Source organism: Pantoea sp. GM_Pan_4 (genome assembly GCF_026541005.1).
Classification (GTDB): Bacteria; Pseudomonadota; Gammaproteobacteria; order Enterobacterales; family Enterobacteriaceae; genus Pantoea; species Pantoea dispersa.
Genome location: NZ_JALNUZ010000007.1, coordinates 219,415 through 238,508, shown reverse-complemented (window position 1 = coordinate 238,508; position 19,094 = coordinate 219,415). Strand labels below are relative to the sequence as shown.

At 59.7% G+C, this 19,094-nt stretch carries 17 protein-coding genes; 12 read left to right on the top strand and 5 right to left on the bottom strand.

What is annotated here, in order from left to right; genetic code table 11:
• The first annotated feature begins 208 nt into the window (after positions 1-208).
• Positions 209-982 (top strand): siderophore-interacting protein, encoded by a 774-nt coding sequence (locus OXR61_RS16015; RefSeq protein WP_031279449.1) that lies wholly within the window; start codon positions 209-211, stop codon positions 980-982.
• Between the two features lie 85 nt (positions 983-1,067).
• Positions 1,068-1,607, top strand: coding sequence for a PadR family transcriptional regulator (locus OXR61_RS16010; protein ID WP_021314062.1), 540 nt, complete (start codon positions 1,068-1,070; stop codon positions 1,605-1,607).
• 5 nt (positions 1,608-1,612) lie between these two features.
• Here OXR61_RS16010 and OXR61_RS16005 read toward each other — a convergent pair whose 3' ends face one another.
• Entirely contained in the window at positions 1,613-1,900 is a 288-nt protein-coding gene (locus tag OXR61_RS16005) for a SelT/SelW/SelH family protein (RefSeq protein ID WP_021506610.1), read from the bottom strand.
• Positions 1,901-2,242: 342 nt separating this feature from the next.
• Between OXR61_RS16005 and OXR61_RS16000 the strand changes: the two genes are divergently transcribed.
• From OXR61_RS16000 to OXR61_RS15980, 5 genes are read left to right on the top strand one after another with little or no spacing between them, the layout of a single operon-like run.
• The gene (locus OXR61_RS16000; protein WP_021506611.1) at positions 2,243-4,609 is read left to right on the top strand and encodes a TonB-dependent receptor; all 2,367 of its coding nucleotides are present in this window, start codon (positions 2,243-2,245) and stop codon (positions 4,607-4,609) included.
• A gap of 50 nt (positions 4,610-4,659) precedes the next feature.
• The gene (locus tag OXR61_RS15995; protein ID WP_021506612.1) at positions 4,660-5,691 is read left to right on the top strand and encodes a hemin-degrading factor; all 1,032 of its coding nucleotides are present in this window, start codon (positions 4,660-4,662) and stop codon (positions 5,689-5,691) included.
• Positions 5,688-6,512, top strand: coding sequence for an ABC transporter substrate-binding protein (locus OXR61_RS15990; protein ID WP_021506613.1), 825 nt, complete (start codon positions 5,688-5,690; stop codon positions 6,510-6,512). Before OXR61_RS15995 ends, OXR61_RS15990 begins: the two co-directional genes overlap by 4 nt.
• Positions 6,505-7,506 carry an iron ABC transporter permease gene (locus OXR61_RS15985; protein WP_021506614.1) on the top strand — a complete coding sequence of 334 codons (1,002 nt, stop codon included), beginning with the start codon at positions 6,505-6,507 and terminating at the stop codon, positions 7,504-7,506. Before OXR61_RS15990 ends, OXR61_RS15985 begins: the two co-directional genes overlap by 8 nt.
• Positions 7,499-8,278: a heme ABC transporter ATP-binding protein gene (locus OXR61_RS15980; RefSeq protein ID WP_267412380.1), complete on the top strand. Its 780-nt coding sequence runs from the start codon at positions 7,499-7,501 to the stop codon at positions 8,276-8,278. The genes OXR61_RS15985 and OXR61_RS15980 overlap by 8 nt, the downstream gene beginning before the upstream one ends.
• A gap of 17 nt (positions 8,279-8,295) precedes the next feature.
• Here the strand turns inward: OXR61_RS15980 and OXR61_RS15975 are convergent, their stop codons facing one another.
• On the bottom strand, positions 8,296-9,288 hold the full coding sequence (locus tag OXR61_RS15975; protein ID WP_021506616.1) for an MDR family oxidoreductase: 993 nt from the start codon (positions 9,286-9,288) through the stop codon (positions 8,296-8,298).
• A 560-nt stretch (positions 9,289-9,848) separates the two neighbouring features.
• On the opposite strand from OXR61_RS15975, the gene OXR61_RS15970 reads away from it, so the two are divergent.
• Positions 9,849-11,996, top strand: a complete 2,148-nt coding sequence (locus tag OXR61_RS15970) for an ornithine decarboxylase (RefSeq protein WP_021506618.1) — start codon at positions 9,849-9,851, stop codon at positions 11,994-11,996.
• A 67-nt stretch (positions 11,997-12,063) separates the two neighbouring features.
• Here the strand turns inward: OXR61_RS15970 and mltC are convergent, their stop codons facing one another.
• Genes mltC through mutY form a run of 3 tightly spaced genes read right to left on the bottom strand, consistent with a single transcriptional unit; the run spans position 12,064 to position 14,555 of the window.
• On the bottom strand, positions 12,064-13,143 hold the full coding sequence (gene mltC / locus OXR61_RS15965) for a membrane-bound lytic murein transglycosylase MltC (protein WP_021506619.1): 1,080 nt from the start codon (positions 13,141-13,143) through the stop codon (positions 12,064-12,066).
• 54 nt (positions 13,144-13,197) lie between these two features.
• Entirely contained in the window at positions 13,198-13,470 is a 273-nt protein-coding gene (locus OXR61_RS15960; RefSeq protein WP_021312836.1) for an oxidative damage protection protein, read from the bottom strand.
• The gene (mutY, locus tag OXR61_RS15955) at positions 13,470-14,555 is read right to left on the bottom strand and encodes an A/G-specific adenine glycosylase (protein WP_021506620.1); all 1,086 of its coding nucleotides are present in this window, start codon (positions 14,553-14,555) and stop codon (positions 13,470-13,472) included. Before mutY ends, OXR61_RS15960 begins: the two co-directional genes overlap by 1 nt.
• Before the next feature lie 154 nt (positions 14,556-14,709).
• Between mutY and trmB the strand changes: the two genes are divergently transcribed.
• From trmB to OXR61_RS15935, 4 genes are all read left to right on the top strand, one after another.
• Positions 14,710-15,429, top strand: coding sequence for a tRNA (guanosine(46)-N7)-methyltransferase TrmB (gene trmB / locus OXR61_RS15950; protein ID WP_021506621.1), 720 nt, complete (start codon positions 14,710-14,712; stop codon positions 15,427-15,429).
• Positions 15,429-15,755, top strand: a complete 327-nt coding sequence (locus OXR61_RS15945; protein WP_021313105.1) for a YggL family protein — start codon at positions 15,429-15,431, stop codon at positions 15,753-15,755. The genes trmB and OXR61_RS15945 overlap by 1 nt, the downstream gene beginning before the upstream one ends.
• Positions 15,756-15,908: 153 nt before the next feature.
• Positions 15,909-16,625, top strand: coding sequence for a DUF2884 domain-containing protein (locus OXR61_RS15940; protein ID WP_021506622.1), 717 nt, complete (start codon positions 15,909-15,911; stop codon positions 16,623-16,625).
• 210 nt (positions 16,626-16,835) lie between these two features.
• A complete protein-coding gene (locus OXR61_RS15935; protein WP_267412377.1) occupies positions 16,836-19,091 on the top strand; it encodes an Ig-like domain-containing protein in 2,256 nt (751 codons plus the stop codon).
• Positions 19,092-19,094: the final 3 nt, after the last annotated feature.

Genomic DNA, 19,094 nt, shown 5'->3' with positions numbered 1-19,094 from the left:
TCAAGCCGTGAAAATCCCCGCCAACAAACGCCCCCTCACCTTGCAAAAACCGGTTCCGTTTTCGCCAATAGCATTTTTCGGCATTGCGTCGAAAATATATCATAGGTATCTTGCAAGGCGTTTAATGAGAATGATTTTCGATAACATGCACCATCAGCGGTGTGCGGCAGCGCAGTAGCGCGGGACCGTCGCTGCAGGGAGAGAAACGTTGCCAAACCCGACTCACCACCGCGCTCCACAACGCGTGCGCAATGAATTACGCTTCCGTCACATCACCGTCGCCAGCAAAACGCGGGTGGCCGATGCCTTCTGGCGCATCGTCTTTAGCGGCAGCGATCTGGCGGGTTTCCACTCGCCCTCTTTTGACGACCATATCAAAGTGTTTTTCCCGGATACGCCGGGCGGTGCGCTGGCGCTACCACACATGACCAACGAAGGCATCGTCTGGCCTGACGGCGTGCGTCCGGCGGCGCGCGACTATACGCCGCTGGCCTTTAACGGCAGCGATTCGCTGACGCTGGATTTTTACATCCACGACGGCGGCGTCGCCAGCAGCTGGGCGAGTGCCGCTCAGCCGGGCGATCGCATTGCGATGGGCGGCCCGCGCGGCTCATGCGTCGTGCCGGTGGATTATGCCTGTCAGATTTATGTCTGTGATGAGACCGGTCTGCCGGCGTTTAAGCGCCGCTATCAGGAAATGCAGGCACAGCAGATTCATCTGCTGGCCTGTGTTGATGAGCCAATCGGCCGCGCGTATCTTGGCGACCTGCCGGACGTCACGGTGAGCTGGCTCGGCAGCGGCAAGATGCAGGCTGAGGCGCTGACGCCGCTGCTGGACCCGATTATGCTGCCTGCTGATGACTACTTCATCTGGCTGACCGGCGAAGGCGCGGCGGTGAAACAGCTGAGCGATTACTTTACTCAGCAGCGCGCGGCGCACAGCGACCTGGTGCGCGCCGTCGCTTACTGGCATCAGAAATAACCGGCGCCCGCCCGCTGCCGCCTGTGTTGAATTTTACCAGGCACCAGACTACTATCAACCTCCCTCAACTGACCCCGGGAAGGCGATGAAACAGCAGCGGGATGTTCCAGAGCACGCCGATGCGGCACAGCGTGCCAGCTGTGCCGGCGCACGCAGAAAGCGGCGCGAAAGGATGCTGGATGCCAGTGATATTCGCCTGCTGATGCTGCACTTTCTGGCCAGCGGCGCGGCGCACGGTTATGAGCTGATCAAGTCGGTGGAAGAGTTGTCGAAAGGCGAATATTCCCCCAGCCCCGGCATTATTTATCCCAACCTGACGCTGCTGGAAGAGATGGACGCCATTCGCGTGGTGGATGCCCAGGCCACGCGCAAAGCCTACGCGCTCAACGATGCGGGCCGCGCGCTGCTGGCAGAAAATGGCGAAAACGTGGCGGTGATTATCGGGCGGCTCACTTCGCTGGCGATTCTGGTCAACAACCGCAGCATTCCACAGGTGGAGCAGGCGATCCATACGCTTCGCTATACGCTCAATCATCGGTTATCGCAGGAGCAGATTTCACCGGCCACGGTGGAGATTGTCGTGGCGGCGCTGCAGGACGCGGCAGAGAAGATCGCCAACAGCTAAGCGCGTTACGGTTTCTTCTTGTCCACGTGCCCCAGTTCGCGATCCGGCCAGCAGACATCGCGCACCCGCTGCTTCAGTGCTGCCGCATCGGGAAAGCCGCCTTCCTGTTTGCGTTCCCAAATTACCTGACCATCAATGCTGATCTCGAACACGCCGCCGCTGCCGGGCTGGAGCGTGACTGCGCTGAGATCGCCGGCGAAGGTATGCAGCAGCTCCTGCGCCATCCACGCCGAACGCAGCAGCCAGTTACATTGGGTACAGTAGTGAATGGTTACTGCCGGTTTATCTGCCATACTATCCCTCCTGTTAGTGCCTGATTAAACACAGGTTAACAAATTGTGCGCACAAAGATACATCTTGATGCAAATGATATTGATAATGATTACCAATTGCATTAAATTGTTTTCGCCATCATTTTACTCTCTATAATTACCACAGGCATCCCTGCGGCACCGCGGCCAGTTATATACGGCAGCTGTGCACTCAAGCGCGCATGACACTGTGCCACAGGTGCCGGGATCGATAACATTATCTGGCCAGCGTGACGCGCTGTTTCACGGTTTTTAGCATAGAGCCGTGGTTTTCTGGCAGCAAACAAGTGAGCGAATACTAACAATTAACCAGGTATTTCGCGCATGTCTTTCAACCTTCAGGGAACTGTTCAGCAGCGTCTGTGTAAAGTCGCTGTTCTTGCTTCAGCCATTCACGCAGCCTGCAGCTATGCCGCCAGCGACAGCAGTACGCTGGCGCGTTCCGCAGAGAACAACAGCAGCAATGAACCGGTAATGACCGTTACCGCACCTAAGCAGCAGGCCGGCAGCAAAACCACGCTCACCGCCAGCGATCTGCAAAAACGCGGCGCCAATGACTTCGGTTCGATCATGCGTTATGAGCCGCTGGTCAGCGCCACTGGCGCGGCGGGCGGTTCGTCAGCCGGTAAAAGCGGCTTTGACCGTGCAGGCTATACCGGCTACAACATTCGCGGCCTGGAAAGTAACCGTGTCGGTCTGGATATTGATGGCATTCCGGTACCGGACGCCACCGGTCGTCCGTACGTCAGTCGCGCCGGTAACAATACCTTCGGTATCGGTCGCGACTACATCGACCCGTATATGTTTGGCAGCGTCGAAATTGAGAAGGGCGCTACATCGGTGGAACAACCTAACACCGCCATCGGCGGTAACGTATCGTTTCATAACAAGTCGCCGGACGACTACCTCAGCAGCGATAAAACCCACTATTTCGGTTATCAGAGCGACTACAGTTCGGCAGATCGCAGCTGGCACAACGGCATCACTGCGGCGGCAGGGGATGATGAACTGCGCGGCCTGTTTGTCTACAGCCGCCGCGACGGCCAGCAGACGCGCAACAACAGCGGCGTAAAAGACGCCTACCCGGCCAACTGGCACTCGGATGCCTTTATGACGTCGGGCATCTGGCAGCCAAACGATCAGCACAAGCTGAGCGCCACCTTCGATTACTACCACAAAACCAATCACACCCACTACGATACCTGGGACAGCAGCAGCGGCAACACTATTTGGGGCACTGCGCAACAGCAGAGCGATTCGCGCCGCTGGGGCATTAATCTTGCTGATGAGTGGACGCCGTACAACGAGATGATCGATACGCTGACCACGCGGGTTTACTGGCAGCAAACCGAGGCGCACGACACCACCTGGTTACCGACCAGCGCCAGTCAGTACGGCTTCGTCTACTCTGACTACAACGTCGATACCTTAGGGTTTGACACGCGCGCTAGCAAAACCCTCGGCCGCCACGAGCTGAGCGGCGGCGTCAACGCGCGCGTGGAGAACAGCGAGCGTCCGTTCCGCCAGGCGCCGAACCCGGGCACCTTCGGCACCATTACCCAGCCGCAGTCAGACAGCCGTTCCTGGACCGTGGCCGGTTATCTGCAGGATAAAATCAATTTCGATCTCGATAGCCACAATTTCGCGGTGATTCCCGGCGTGCGCGTTATTCATCAAAGCACCAAACCGAAGAACCTCGGCGATCTGACCAACGGCAGCACGGTGCTGACCGAAGAGCAGGTGGAAAAACTGTACGGCAAGACCAATTCAGACACCGAAGTGCTGCCGTCACTGACCTTCCAGTACGATATCAATCCGGCGCTCACCACCTGGCTGCAATATAAGCGCGGCGTGGAGTTCCCGACCACCAGCCAGCTGTACGGCTCGTGGAACCTTGGTTCAAGCTACGCCGGCAGCGCGCAGTATGCGCTGATTGGTAATGCCGATCTGAAAACCGAGACCAGCAACAATTTTGAGTGGGGTCTGAAAGGACAGCCGACCGACGGCATCACCCTCAATACCTCGGTGTTCTACAACACCTACAAAAACTTTATTGCCTACACCCGCTATCGTCGCGCCACCAATCCGGCGATGTTCGTCAATGTTCCGGCCAACATCTACACCAGCTATCAGGCTGAGAACCGCGACAAAGCCTACATTTATGGGGCGGAGATCAGCACCCGCGTCAACTACGGCAGCTGGTTCCCGACCGTGGATGGCCTGAGCAGCACGTTCGCGCTCGGCTACAGCGAGGGGAAAGCGAAATCCCGCTATCTGGGCGACAAATACATCGATCTCGACAGTGTCGCGCCGCTAAAAGCGATTGTCGGCGTCGCGTGGGACGACAAAGCGCGCGGTTACGGCGCGGCGCTCACCGCCACCTTCGTCAAAGGCAAACAGGCCAGCGCCACCAACCGTGAGAGCTACAGCAACAGCGGGGCGGCCATCAGCGACGCCAGCAGCGAATACATGCGCGTGCCGGGCTACGGCCTGATCGATGCCACCGCGTACTGGCAGCTGACGAAAAATGTCAGGCTGAGCGGCGGTGTCTACAACATTACCGATCGTAAATACTGGGATTACCTCAGCAGCCGCACGCTGACCAGCGCCAGCGCGCAGGAGCGCAACGACATCAATCTGGCCGTGATGCCGGGACGCACCTGGCAACTGGGCGTGAACGTCGACTTCTAATCACTTTTCGCCCTGCGGTGGCGCAGGGCATTTTCACGGGAGCAAGCGCAATGCATCAACGCTATCAACACTATCTGGCGCTGAAAGGCCAGCAGCCAAAAATGTACGCGCGTGATTTAGCCGCGCTGATGGGCATAGGGGAAGCACAGCTGTGCGAAGCGCGCGTGGGCCACGACGCGCAGCCGCTGCGCGCCGATTTTCCGGCGCTGCTGACGGCGCTGGCGGCAGTGGGTGAGACCAAAAGTATTACGCGCAATGCCTGGGCGGTGCACGAACAGGTGGGAACCTACAGCAATCTGCATCTCGGCGAACATGGCGGGCTGGTGCTTAATCCGCGTGCGCTCGACCAGCGTCTGTTTCCTGCGCAGTGGCACAGTGCTTTCTTCCTGCACGAGCAGACCGCGCACGGCGAACGGCAGAGCATACAGATTTTCGATCGTCACGCCGATACGGTGCTGAAAATTTACACCACCGCGCAAACGGAGATGCCGGCGTGGCAGGCGTTGATTGAGCGCTTCCGCCTGGCGCACGCGCCTCAGCTGCAGCCGCAGCCGGTCAGCGCCACGCCGTTCAGCGACAGGGTGGATGCCGGCACTGTCGAAGCGGAGTGGCGTGCCATGACCGATGTGCATCAGTTCTTTGGCCTGCTGAAGCGTCACCATCTCTCGCGGCCGCAGGCGTTTCGCGCGGTGCCGGATGATTTAGCGCGTCAGGTGAGCAACACCGCGCTGGCAACGCTGCTGGCCCAGGTACAGCAGGATGGCAATGAAATCATGATTTTCGTCGGCAATCGCGGCTGTACCCAGATCTTTACCGGCACTATTGGGAAAGTGGTGCCGCTGGATAACTGGATTAACGTTTTTAATCCCACGTTCACGCTGCATCTGATGGCGGATCGCATTCACGAGAGCTGGGTGACGCGCAAGCCGGGCGGCGATGGCTTCGTCACCAGTCTGGAGCTGTTTGCTGCCGATGGCACGCAGATTGCCCAGCTGTACGGCCAGCGCAGCGAGGGCACGCCGGAACAGGCACGCTGGCGCGAGCAGGTGATGGCGCTGACGCCGACAGGAGCCGCCGCATGAAAGCGCTGATCCTGACACTGCTTGCTCTGCTGACGCTGCCGGCGTGGGCGGCGCAGCGCATCATTACTATCGGGGGCGATGTAACGCAGATCGTCTACGCGCTGGATGCGCAGGCGCAGCTGGTGGCGCGCGACAGCACCAGCCAGCATCCGGCGGCGGCCACCAGGCTGCCGGATATCGGTTATATGCGCCAGCTCAACGCGGAAGGCATTCTGGCACTGAAACCGACGCTGGTACTGGCCAGCGCGCTGGCTAAACCGTCGCTGGTGTTGCAGCAGGTGGCGGACGCCGGGGTAACGGTGGTGGAGGTCAGTGGGGATAACCGCCTCGATGCCATCACGGACAAAATCGCCACCATTGGCAACGCGCTGCAGCGTGAACAGGCGGCCCGCGCGTTGATCGACAAGGTCAACAAACAGCGTGCGCAGCTACCGCAGCGGCCGCTGCCGGTGAAAGTGCTGTTTATCATGGCGCACGGCGGTTTACGCACCCAGGCGGCTGGTGCGCAGACCGGCGCTGACGGCGCAATTCGCGCTGCCGGCCTGGTCAATGCCATGGGCGCGGTGCCGCACTATCAGCAGCTGTCGCAGGAGGGCGTCGTGGCGGCAGCACCGGATTTGGTGGTGGTCGGCGAAGAGGGGCTGCGCACGCTGGGAGGCGAACAGGCGGTGTGGGCGCTGCCGGGCCTGCAGCTGACGCCGGCTGGCCAGCATCACGCGCTGCTGGTGATTGATGAGATGGCGCTGCTGAGTTTCGGCCTCGATACGCCGGACGCGATTTTGCGCCTGCGCCATGCGGCGGAAGCCGTGCAGCATGATTAACCGCCTGATGATGCGCTGGCTGATGTTAATGAGTATCAGCATGCTGGTGTGCATGCTGCTGGCGGCCAACCTCGGCGCGATGCCGCTGTCGCTGCGCACGCTGTGGCAGGCGCCGCTTAGCGATCTGGCCTGGCAAATCTGGCTCACAATTCGCCTGCCGCGCGTATTGCTGGCGGTGCTGACTGGCATGGCGCTGGCGGTGTCCGGTGCGGTGATGCAGGGGCTGTTTCGTAATCCGCTGGCCGATCCCGGACTGCTGGGTATCAGCAGCGGTGCCGGGCTGGCGGTGGCGCTCTCAGTGGTGCTACCGGTCAGCCTGCCGCCGCTGCTGGCGCTGTGGCTGCCCTCGCTGGCAGCGTTTGCCGGCAGCCTGGTAGTGACGCTGCTGATCTTCAGCTTTAGCCGGCTGGCGCAGGGCCAGCTGGCGCGCCTGCTGCTGGTGGGGATTGCGATTAATGCGCTATGCGGCGCGGCGGTTGGCGTGCTGTCGTGGCTGAGCAACGACCAGCAGCTGCGTCAGCTGTCGCTGTGGGGCATGGGCAGCCTGACGGGTGCCCAGTGGCCGAGCCTGCTGGTGAGTGCGCTGCTGATCGTTCCGGCGCTGCTGCTGGTGCAGACGCGCGCGCGTCGCCTCAATCTGCTGCAGCTGGGCGAAGAGGACGCGCACTATATGGGCGTCGATGTAAAACGCACGCAGCGCCAGCTGCTGGTGCTGAGTGCGCTGCTGGTGGGCACGGCGGTGGCGGTCAGCGGCATTATCGGTTTTGTCGGGCTGGTGGTGCCGCACGTGATGCGTTTTTGTCTCGGCAGTGACCACCGCTGGCTGCTGCCGGGCGCGGCGCTGGCAGGAGCGATTCTGCTGTTGCTGGCGGATACGCTGGCGCGCACCGTGGTGATTCCGGCCGAAATGCCGGTCGGGCTGCTAACCAGTCTGCTGGGCGGGCCGTGGTTCCTGTGGCAGATTCTGCGCCAGCAAAGGGGGCTGAATGAGTGAGCAGTTGCAGGCGCGCGGACTGCGGTTTTGCCGGGGAACGCGTACCTTAATCAATGATGTTTCCCTGACGCTGCCGCCGGGCGAAATGGTTGCCCTGATCGGTCCTAACGGTGCCGGTAAGTCGACGCTGCTGCGGCTGCTGACCGGCTTTCTGCACGCGGACGCCGGCGAATGCTGGCTGGGCGATCGTCCACTGGCGGCCTGGCCACGCGAACCGCTGGCGCAGCGCCGCGCGGTGATGCGCCAGCAAAACAGCGTCACCTTTCCGCTGCCGGCTGCCGACGTGGTGGCGATGGGGCGCGCACCCTGGCCGACCGGTAACTGCCAGGCGGTGGTGCAGGAGGTGATGCAGTTAACCGGCAGCGCGCCGCTGGCGCAGCGCGACTATCGCTCGCTGTCGGGCGGGGAGCAGCAGCGCGTGCAGCTGGCCCGGGTGCTGGCGCAGCTGTGGCATGACGACGGCCCGCGCGGCTGGCTGCTGCTGGATGAACCCACCTCCACGCTCGATCTCTACTGGCAGCAGTCTACTCTGCGCCTGCTGCACCGGCTGACGCGCAATGGCCGTTTTAGCGTCTGCGCGGTGCTGCACGATTTGAATCTGGCCTCACTGTGGTCGGATCGGGTGTTGTTGTTACACCACGGCCAGCTGTTGGCGCAGGGCGCGCCGCACGCGGTGATGACCGAACCGATCCTGACGCGCTGGTATCAGGCCGACCTGCAGGTGGTTACGCCGCCAGCGCAGGATCGGCCGCAGATACAGCTGCGGCCATAACGGCATCCTGCACCGGGTCAGGGCGCCTGGCGGCAATCGACAATCAGCCGCCCACGCACCTGGCCCGCCAGCAGCTGTTCTGCGCCTGCGCGCGCCTCACTCAGTGGAATCACTTTGGTCATTTGCTCCAGCAGCGCGCCGTCAACCAGCTCCGCCAGACGCTGCCACGCCTGCTGACGCAGCGGTTTGGCGCACATCACGCTGTCCACGCCGGCCAGCGTAACGCCGCGCAGAATAAACGGCGCAACGCTGGTGGGCAGATCGAGGCCCTGCGCCATGCCGCAGGCGGCGACCACGCCGTTGCGCTGGATCCCGGCTAACACATTGGCCAGCGTGTGGCTGCCGACGCTATCGATCGCGGCGGCCCAGCGCTCTTTCGCCAGCGGTTTGCCGGGCGCGCTCAGTTCGTTACGGTCGATAATCGCGGAGGCGCCGAGCGTATCGAGCAGGTAGGCGCTGTCGCTGGCGCGGCCGCTGGATGCCACGACCTCATAGCCGAGACGCGCCAGCAGGTTCACGCTGAAGCTGCCCACGCCGCCGCTGGCACCGGTAACCAGTACCGGACCGTGCTGCGGTGTGATGCCCTGTTTTTCCAGCGCCAGCACGCACAACATCGCGGTAAAGCCGGCGGTGCCAATCGCCATGGTTTGCAGCGGGCTGAGCGCCGCCGGGACGCTAACCAGCCAGTCGCCGGAGACGCTGGCTTTCTGCGCCAGCCCACCCCAGTGTTTTTCACCCACGCCCCAGCCGGTGAGCAGCGCAACATCGTCCTGCTGCCACTCCGGATGACGGCTGTGGATCACCCGGCCAACAAAATCGATGCCCGGCACCATGGGAAACTGGCGCACAATCGGCCCTTTATTGCAGATGGCCAGCGCGTCTTTGTAGTTGAGGGTGGAGTAGCTTACTTCGAGGGTAACATCCTGATCGGGCAATTGTTGCTCTGACAGATCCTGCAGGGATGTGCGGTATCCCTGTTCATCATTTTCAATGACCAGTGCCTTGAACATGCAGCCTCCGGCTGGTTGGGAGAAGTGCGCTCCATAGTACGCTTCTGCTGCAGGGAGTGCCAGGCGGATGGGCGCGGCAGGCGGTCGCTATCGCACCGGCGTTACATTCTGCATAACTTTGCGTAATCTTCGACTATTCAGGCAGTTAAAAATAGGCGCCTTAACTATTATTCATGTAAATCAATGAAGTAGCACATTGACGTTCTGCATCAAAATTCCGCCCTGATTGGTTGTTCCCGGTAAAAAAAGATGCCATCATGTCGCCCGAATTTCTTCCCCATCTTCATCGCTGAGGACGCCGCCATGTCCGGTACAATGCACATCTGCACTTGTCGCCGTGCGCTTCATGACAAGCGCGCCTCTGTCATCTGTTGTTCGCATTTCCCGCTCACCATGCGGTGAGGCTACGCCCCGTTCGCTGTTGGATATGAGTAAAGACAGACGCGATCTGGCTTTACTGATGTCTATCGGTTGCGGCCGCCGGACGTTATTCGCCGGGGAAATTTCCTCATTGCTGTGCCACTGGCACCCACTCATCCTTCATTACGGGGATTTGTGTTATGAACCCATTGAAAATTGCTGCCAGCGTAGCGGTAGCGCCAAGCCTGAGTCTCAACACCGCGCGCGACGTGGTGACGCTGGATAATACCGATTTCACCGACGTGGCCGCGGTAGTGGTCTCGCTGGCCGATACACGCAGCGGCGTGCTGACGCTGCTGCGCCAGACTGGCTTCAATCTGCCGGTGTTTGTCGCGAACGCCTTTGATGAGGCGGTGCTGACGCTGCCGGGCGTGACCGGAGAGATCAACGGCGCAGCGGAAGAGTGGCAGGCGCTGGAGCAGGCGGCGCAGGCGTACGAGGCGGAACTGCTGCCGCCGTTTTTCGACACCCTGACGCGCTATGTCGATATGCAGAACAGCACCTTTGCCTGTCCGGGCCATCAGGGCGGGGCGTTTTTCCGCCGCCATCCGGCCGGACGCCAGTTTTATGAGTTCTACGGCGAGAACGTCTTTCGCTCCGATATGTGTAACGCGGACGTCAAGCTGGGCGATTTACTGATCCACGAAGGCTCGGCCAAGGATGCGCAGAAATATGCCGCGCGCGTGTTCAACGCCGATAAAACCTACTTCGTGCTGAACGGCACCTCCAGCGCCAACAAAGTGGTGACCAATGCGCTGCTGACGCGCGGCGATCTGGTGCTGTTTGACCGCAATAACCATAAATCTAACCACCACGGTGCGCTGATCCAGGCGGGTGCCACGCCGGTTTATCTGGAAGCGGCGCGTAATCCGTTTGGTTTTATTGGCGGCATCGATGCGCACTGTTTCGACGAGACGTATCTGCGCGAGCAGGTGCGCCAGGTCGCGCCACAGCGCGCGGATCAGCCGCGTCCGTTCCGGCTGGCGATCATCCAGCTTGGTACCTACGATGGCACGGTATACAACGCGCGCCAGGTGGTGGATCGCATCGGGCATCTGTGTGACTACATTCTGTTTGATTCGGCATGGCTGGGTTATGAGCAGTTTATTCCGCTGATGGCCGGCTGCTCGCCGCTGACGCTGGAGCTTAACGAGAACGACCCGGGGATCTTTGTCACCCAGTCGGTGCATAAGCAGCTGGCGGGCTTCTCGCAGACTTCGCAGATTCACAAGAAAGATAACCATATTCGCGGCCAGAAACGCTTCTGCCCACACAAGCGCCTGAATAACGCGTTTATGCTGCACGCCTCAACCAGCCCGTTCTATCCGCTGTTCGCTGCGCTGGATATCAACGCCAGAATGCATCAGGGCGAAGCGGGGCGCAGCATGTGGCACGACTGCGTCACGCTGGGCATTGAGGCACGCAAAGCAATCCTTGAGCGCTGCAGCCTGATTCAGCCCTTCCTGCCGGAGCAGGTGCACGGCAAGCCATGGCAGGCGGCAGAAACCGCCACCATCGCCGCCGATCCGGCGTATTTCAGCTTCGAACCGGGCGCGAAGTGGCACGGTTTTGCCGGTTACGATGCCGGACAGTATCTGGTGGACCCGTGCAAGCTGCTGCTCACCACGCCAGGCATCGATGCCACCAGCGGCGAATACACCCGCTTTGGCATTCCGGCCACCATTCTCGCCAACTATCTGCGCGAGAACGGTATCGTACCGGAGAAGTGCGATCTCAACTCGATCCTGTTCCTGCTGACCCCAGCGGAAACGCCGGAAAAAATGGCACACCTGGTGGCGATGCTGGAGCAGTTTGAACAGCACGTGCGGGAAGATGCGCTGCTGGCCGAAGTGCTGCCGAGCGTGTATCGCAGGCACGTTGAGCGCTATCAGGGCTACACGCTGCGTCGCCTGTGCCAGGAGATGCACGATTTGTACGTCAGCTACGACGTTAAGGATCTGCAGCGCGACATGTTCCGTCAGGCGTGTTTCCCGAAAGTCGAGGTCAATCCGCAGGATGCGCATCAGGCGTATATTCGCGGTGACGTTGAGCTGGTGCCGATCGCCAGCGCCGAAGGGCGCATTGCCGCTGAGGGAGCGCTGCCGTATCCGCCGGGTGTGCTGTGTGTGGTGCCAGGCGAAACCTGGGGCGGGGCAGTGCAGCGCTATTTCCTCGCGCTGGAAGCGGGTATCAATCTGCTGCCGGGCTTTTCACCGGAGTTGCAGGGGGTTTACACCGAGGAAGATGACAGCGGGCACAAGCGGTTAGTGGCGAATATGATGTTATAAGAGGGGCTGTTCCCCCACCGCACGCCACCTTCTCCCGCGGGCGGGAGAAGGTGGCGATGAGCGCTAATCAATAACGGTGGTAGCTGCGCTGTGCCTGGCTCACTTTGTACAGATAGCGGCGTGACTCGGCCGACGGATGGTTGGTGGTCAGCGTCTGATACACCTGGCTCGGTGACATGCCGTTGATGGTGGCGAAGGCGCGGTCTTTATCGCTGGAGAACACGCGCAGCACGCTGCCCGCCCCGCCGTTATAAGCGGTGATCACTGCGTAACGACGCGACAGCGGATCCTGAATCCCGCCGAGATAGCTCTTCTGCAGCAGCGACAGATAAGCGGTACCGGCATCAATGTTATTGGCCGGATCGAGCAGATAGCTGCGGCTCGGTTTACCCCATTTGCCCTTCATGCGGAACACATCGACCCCGGCAGTATGCTGCACCACCTGCATCAGACCCAGCGCATCGGCGTTGCTTACCGCATAAGGGTTGAAGCTCGATTCGGTCTGCATGATCGCCAGAATCAGCGAGGCATCAACGCCATACTGTTCGGCGGCTTTGCGCACCAGCGGCAGATATTTATGCGCACGTTTGTCGAGGTGGTTAGGCACCATCGGAATGGTCACCGACCAGATAACGTGCAGCCCGGAGGTGCGTTTCTGCAGTTTGTTCTGGATCAGGTAATCGGCAAAGTTACCGGCGCGTCCCTGCCAGCGGATCGGCTGACCGGTGTTATCCAGCACCTGGCCGTACAGCAGCGGCTCTTTACTGATCTGAATATCGTTGGCGTCGGAGTAGAGATCGACGTTGCCCGGATCGTCACCAATCAACAGCGTGGTGATGATGGCCTGACGCAGGCTGGCCATCGGATCGGTGCCGGAAATGGTCTCAATGGTGATGCTACCGCTGTCGAAGTTGATGTGACTGCGGGTGTAATAGTTATCGCTGTATTTGACGTAGTCCTTGGGTCCGGCGATCAGAACCTCATTGATTCCCCAGATATTCTCGATGTTGGCGGCAAATTGCCCCATCAGAATGTCAAAACCGTTGGTGTCCTTAACCCACTCTTCATGGTACTGCGATTTTTTTTGTCCGGAGCAGGAGACTAACAGGGGTGCGATGACCAGCAGTGCTATCAGTTTTTTATTCATTGTGAATGCGTGCCTGACTCGAAAAAGAGGGCCTCAAAGGGAGGCCCTGAACGTTTATTTTTCTGGCGGGGTGTAACCTTCAATGTGCACATCTTTGCCTTCGAACAGGAAATTCACCATCTCCTTCTCCAGCACTTTGCGATCTTCCGGGTTCATCATGTTGAGCTTCTTCTCGTTGATCAACATGGTCTGCTTGGACATCCACTGCTGCCAGGCTTCTTTGGAAATCTCATTGTAGATGCGCTTACCCAGTTCGCCAGGATAGAGCTGAAAGTCCTGGCCTTCAGCTTCGCGTTGCAGATAAGTACAAAAAATGGTGCGGCTCATTACTCTTCCTCTTCGGTCAAACTGGTTCGCAGTTGAAGCTGCCGGGGATGGCGTAGCTCATGCAGCAGGCGCTCTACCGGCGCGGCCAGCCCCACTGACGGTGGTTGCGCTAAGTTATACCAGAGACCGCCGGCTTCATCCATCAGCGACCCGGAGGAAGGCCACGCCAGCCACATAGGCACAATATCTAAGTGGAAATGGCTGAAGGTGTGGCGGAACGCGGTAAGCTGCTGCGGTTTCGCGTGGATGCCGCGCGCCGCCAGCCAGTCAGTCAGCGCTTGCTCACTGGTGAACTGCGGGAAGCAGAACAGGCCGCCCCACAAACCCACTGGCGGACGCTGCTCCAGAAACACCTCGTCGCCGTGCTGCAGCATCAGGAACCAGCCGCTGCGCTCTGGCAGCGTGACTTTCGGCTTCCTGCCGGGATAATCGGCCCAGTTGCCTTGTGCATAGGCCGCGCAGCCGCTGTTAAGCGGGCAGATGTCGCATTTCGGGCGGGAGCGAGTACATACTAACGCGCCGAGATCCATCATCGCCTGATTGAACTGGCTGACGCCTTCCGCTGGCGTGACGTCTTCACTGATCTGCCACAGGCGCTTCTCCACCTCTTTTTTGCCCGGCCAGCCGCTCACTGCATAGCAGCGCGCCAGCACGCGTTTTACGTTGCCGTCGAGGATCGGGAAATGCAGGCCAAGCGACAGCGACAGGATCGCGCCCGCCGTGGAGCGGCCGACGCCCGGCAGCGCCGCGACCTCATCGAAATGAGGCGGGAATACGCCGCCGTGCAGCTCAACCACCTGTTTAGCCGCCTTGTGCAGGTTACGCGCCCGTGCGTAATAGCCGAGGCCGGTCCACAGATGCAGTACTTCATCAAGCGGCGCGGCGGCCAGGTCGGCAACCGTGGGGAAGCGCGCCATAAAGCGTTCGAAATAGGGAATAACGGTGGCAACCTGCGTCTGCTGCAGCATCACTTCGGAGAGCCACACCTTATAGGGCGTTTTCTCCAGCTGCCACGGCAGAGTTTTACGGCCAAAGCGTTGGTACCACTCCAGCACCTGTTGCGCGAACTGCGGCGCCTGCATCATAAGAAGGAAATTTTCCGTGTTTACTCTACAATCAGGCAGGAATTCCAGCACAGAGACATCAGGGTGTAAACCGGAAGATTGCAAAGGCTTGCTTCTGTTACTTAACTTTGCATAATGCCCGTTTCCCTGAACAGGCTAACCAGCAGGTTTCAACATGATTAATGACGTCATCACCCCGGAATTTGATGAGAACGGGCGGCCTTTGCGCCGTATCCGCAGTTTTGTGCGCCGCCAGGGGCGCTTAACGAAAGGACAGCAGCTCGCGCTCGACAATTACTGGCCGGAGATGGGCGTCGAGTATCAGCCGCAGCCGCTGGACATGGTTGCGCTGTTTGGCCGCGAAGCGCCGCTGGTGCTGGAGATTGGTTTTGGCATGGGTGCCTCGCTGGTGACCATGGCGCAGAACAATCCGCATCAGAACTTCCTCGGCATTGAAGTGCATGCGCCGGGTGTCGGTGCCTGTCTGGCCTCGGCCAAAGAGGCTGGCGTGCAGAATCTGCGCGTGATGTGTCACGATGCGGTGGAAGTACTGGAGAACATGGTGCCGGACAATTCGCTGCGCATGGTGCAGCTGTTTTTCCCGGATCCATGGCATAAGGCGCGCCACAACAAGCGCCGCATCGTCCAGGTACCGTTTGCCGAGCTGGTGCTGCGCAAGCTGAAGCTGGGCGGCGTGTTCCACATGGCGACCGACTGGGAAGAGTACGCCACGCACATGCTGGAAGTGATGAGCAGCATCGATGGCTATAGCAATCAGTCGGAGAGCCAGAATTACGTGCCGCGTCCGGAAACGCGTCCGTTAACCAAATTTGAGCAGCGCGGGCAGCGACTGGGCCATGGCGTATGGGATCTGATGTTTGAGAGGGTGAAATAATGGCTGTAAAACGTAGCCGCCGTTTACGTAAAAAGTTGCATGTTGATGAGTTTCAGGAGCTGGGCTTCTCTGTTGCCTGGCGTTTTGCCGAAGGCACCAGTGAGGAAGAGGTGGATGCCACGCTCGATCAGTTCATCAATGAGGTGATCGATCCGAATGGTCTGGCCTATGACGGCAGCGGCTATCTGGTGTGGGAAGGGCTGGTGTGTCTGCAGCAGACCGGCAAATGCACCGACGCGCACCGCGAGCTGGTGCGTAACTGGCTGGAAAAGAAAAATCTCGCCGATATTCAGGTCACTGAACTCTTCGACGTTTGGTGGGACTAAGTTTTATTACAGTATGCTGGTGCGCATAAATGCGCACCCTACAGGGGATTGCCCCTGCGGGGGATGGTCCTTTGTAGGGGCGCCATTTATGGCGACCTGGTAACAACCGCAAACTGTCTTGCTCTTTCCCGCACAGAATACTCAGGAGATTTCATGGTTCGTAAGGCTCTTCTCGCCGCGCTGCTGCTGGCGGCAGCTCAGGCGCATGCTGACTATCAGTGCAGCGTCAATCCAAAGGATGATGTGATCATTAAACCCCAGAGCGTGCAGGTGGTGGGCAGCAACGGCAATCTTGAAATCACGCCGCAGGGCGATGTGCAGTTCAACGGCAAGTCGGTGAGCGTCGATAACGCCACGCGCCAGCAGGCGATTGACTACCAGAACGCGCTGCGTCGCGATCTGCCGTGGGTCGACAGCGGCGCAACCACCCGTCTGGAGCGGGGCCGCGTGGCGCTGGATAAAGTGATTGTCGAAAAACTCGGCTCGGACAGCAATGTGCGCAATCGCCTGACCACGCTGAACGGCCAGCTCAGGCAGCAGATGAACCGCATCATCGAGCATCGCCCGGATGGCCTGACTTTCCACCATCAGGCCATTGAGCAGGTGCGCGCCGACGGCGAGAAGCTGGTGCAGAGCACGCTGGGCGGGGTGTTGCAGGATAGCCTGAACGAGATGGGCACCAAACAGGCCGCCAGCGGCAGCAATCCGCTGCAGGCGCTGATGGGCAACCTCGGCGGGCTACAGCAGTCGATTCAGACTGAATGGAACAATCAGGAGCAGGATTTCCAGAACTTCGGTCATGAAGTATGTAACCGGGTGACCGCACTGGAGAGCCAGCGCAAGACGCTGATGCAGAACGTAAAGGGCTAAGCCAGCCGCGTTGCCGCTGAATGCGCGGAACATCACGGCGTCATTGTTCTTCTGAACAGTGGCGCCTTTTTTATCCCCGCAGCTTTTAAGTCGTGATTTAACAGATTGTCTTAGATTCGGGACGAATCTGATAACAGCAAAATTTCCGCATTAATAACTATATCAACGGGCATTCAGCCTGTTGAACTTATTAATTTTTAAGGAAATTTTATGTTATTTTCTGACACCTCTGCTTCCAGTTCACACCCGGTTTTATCACCCCCTGTGGTTATCGTTGCCGAACGCGGCTGGTACAACGACCCGCAAAAACGCTGGCAGGGAACGGTACAAACGCCGGATGCCGTTGAAGTCATCGTGACGGTTAACGGTGGCAATCCGCTACGCGTGCCGGTGATCAATGGCCACTTCGAGTGGATGCCGCCGCAGCCGATGGCCGATGGTGAATACCAGCTCACCTTCACCGCCGTGGATGCCGCCGGCAATCACAGCGCACCCACGCGCGTGGATTACAATATCGATACCCATCCGCCCGCCAGACCGATCATTGAAGCCATTGAAGACCACGTTGCCGGCGGCGTGGAGGACGGTAACAGCATCCGCCGTAACGGCTATACCAACGATGATCAGCCGGTGGTACGCGGGCAGGCCGAAGCCAACGCGCTGGTTTATCTCTATAATGGCAACCAACTTCTCGCCTCTGTCCGTGCCGATGCGCAGGGCAACTGGCAGGCACAGCTCGATCTGCCGCAGGACGGAACCTATAACCTGACGGCGCAGGCCGAGGACCGCGCCGACAACCGCAGTCAGCCGTCGCCGAAGTGGACCTTTTATCTCGATACGCTTATCCCGGAAACGCCGACGTTCAGCTATTACGACGACAATCGCGGGCTGTATCAGGGCCAGTTTGGCCGCGGCCAACCCACCGATGATGTCCGGCCGGAACTGCACGGTGAAGCCGAGCCCGGCAGCGTGGTGCGCATTCAGTATGCCGCACCGGGCGGAAAGTGGGTTGTCGGCGGTACGGCCACCGTCGACAGCAGCGGCCACTGGCACTGGACGCCGCCGCAGGATCTGCTGCCGGACGGCGACTGGCGTTTTCGCAGCCGCAGCAGCGATAAAGCCGGCAACGTCAGTCAATGGAGCGACAGCTGGACGCTGACCGTCGACACCCGTATCAACACGCCCACCATCCTGCAGGCTATCGATGACGTCGGCACCATCCAGCCGGTGCTGCCGGGCCAGACCACCGACGATAAGCGGCTCGATTTTTCCGGACAGGCCGAGCCTTACAGTCTGGTGACGTTGTACCAGAACGGCGTTGTAGCCGGCAGCGCGACGGTGGGGGCCGATGGCCGCTGGCAGATTACCCCGGACCGCGACATGCAGCCGGGCAGTAACAACTTTACGATAAAAGCAGTCGATCTGGCGGGTAACATCAGCAACTATGCGCCCAACTGGATGATTAACTATGACTCTGGCGTGAAGCACAGTTCTGGCGAAGAGAACTGGAACTGTCGCGCCAATACCAGCTGGCAAACCGGCCGGGTGTATCAATACGGCGGGTTGAAAGTCACCGAACTGAAACATGGCACCAGCAACAGCAGTTTCTACACCGGCATCATGAACCGGCCGGATGGCTATGAAAGCAAAGCGATTGAGATGCTGGATCATTCGGTCGTGCAGTTTGATTTTGGCGCCACCAATTACGTGGAGTTCAATTATGGCTATCTCCACAATTGCGATACCTACGTGGATATCTTCTCCCCCAGCGGCGAGCTGCTGGGGCGCGAATACCTGCAGCCCGGTGGCGCCAGCCGGTCTGAGCAGGGCCTGAACACCTTTAGCTGGCAGGCTCCGGCGGGCCAGCAGATTGGCTATATTGACGTCCATTCGGGCGAAGATCCGGATACCTATAAAAAAGTGCTGTGCTGGAACGTGCTGGTGAAGCGCGATGTCGGCTGGATTATTGATACTGTGCGCTGGGGCAAAGACGAGAGCCTGGTACAGCACCATACGCTGCCGGAAACGCAGGAACAGGAGGGCGCGCAGCTGCATCTGAATGATGTGCAGCAGTGGCTGGCGGCGCACAGTGGACAACCGCTGCAGGGCTTCTCTGCGCTGGTGCTGGAAGGAGAACATCAGCAGCTTGATTATCAGCAGCTGACGCAGCATATCAGCGGCCTGCAGCATATCGATCTCACCGGCTCCGGAGACAATCTGCTGCAGCTGGATGCGCAGCAGCTGTTGCAGCAGGCGCACCAGCATGTGCTGCTGCCAGAGCGCACGCGCAGCTGGCTGATTGATGGTGATGCCGGCGACGTGGTGCAGCTCAGCGATAGCACGCAATTTTATCAGCAGTGGCAGCAGCAGGGGACGCAGCAGAGCGGTGGCAAAGTGTGGCAGGTGTTTGAGAGTCTCGACCACAGCGCGACGCTGTTAATCAATAATGAGGTGATGGTCGCCTGAGCG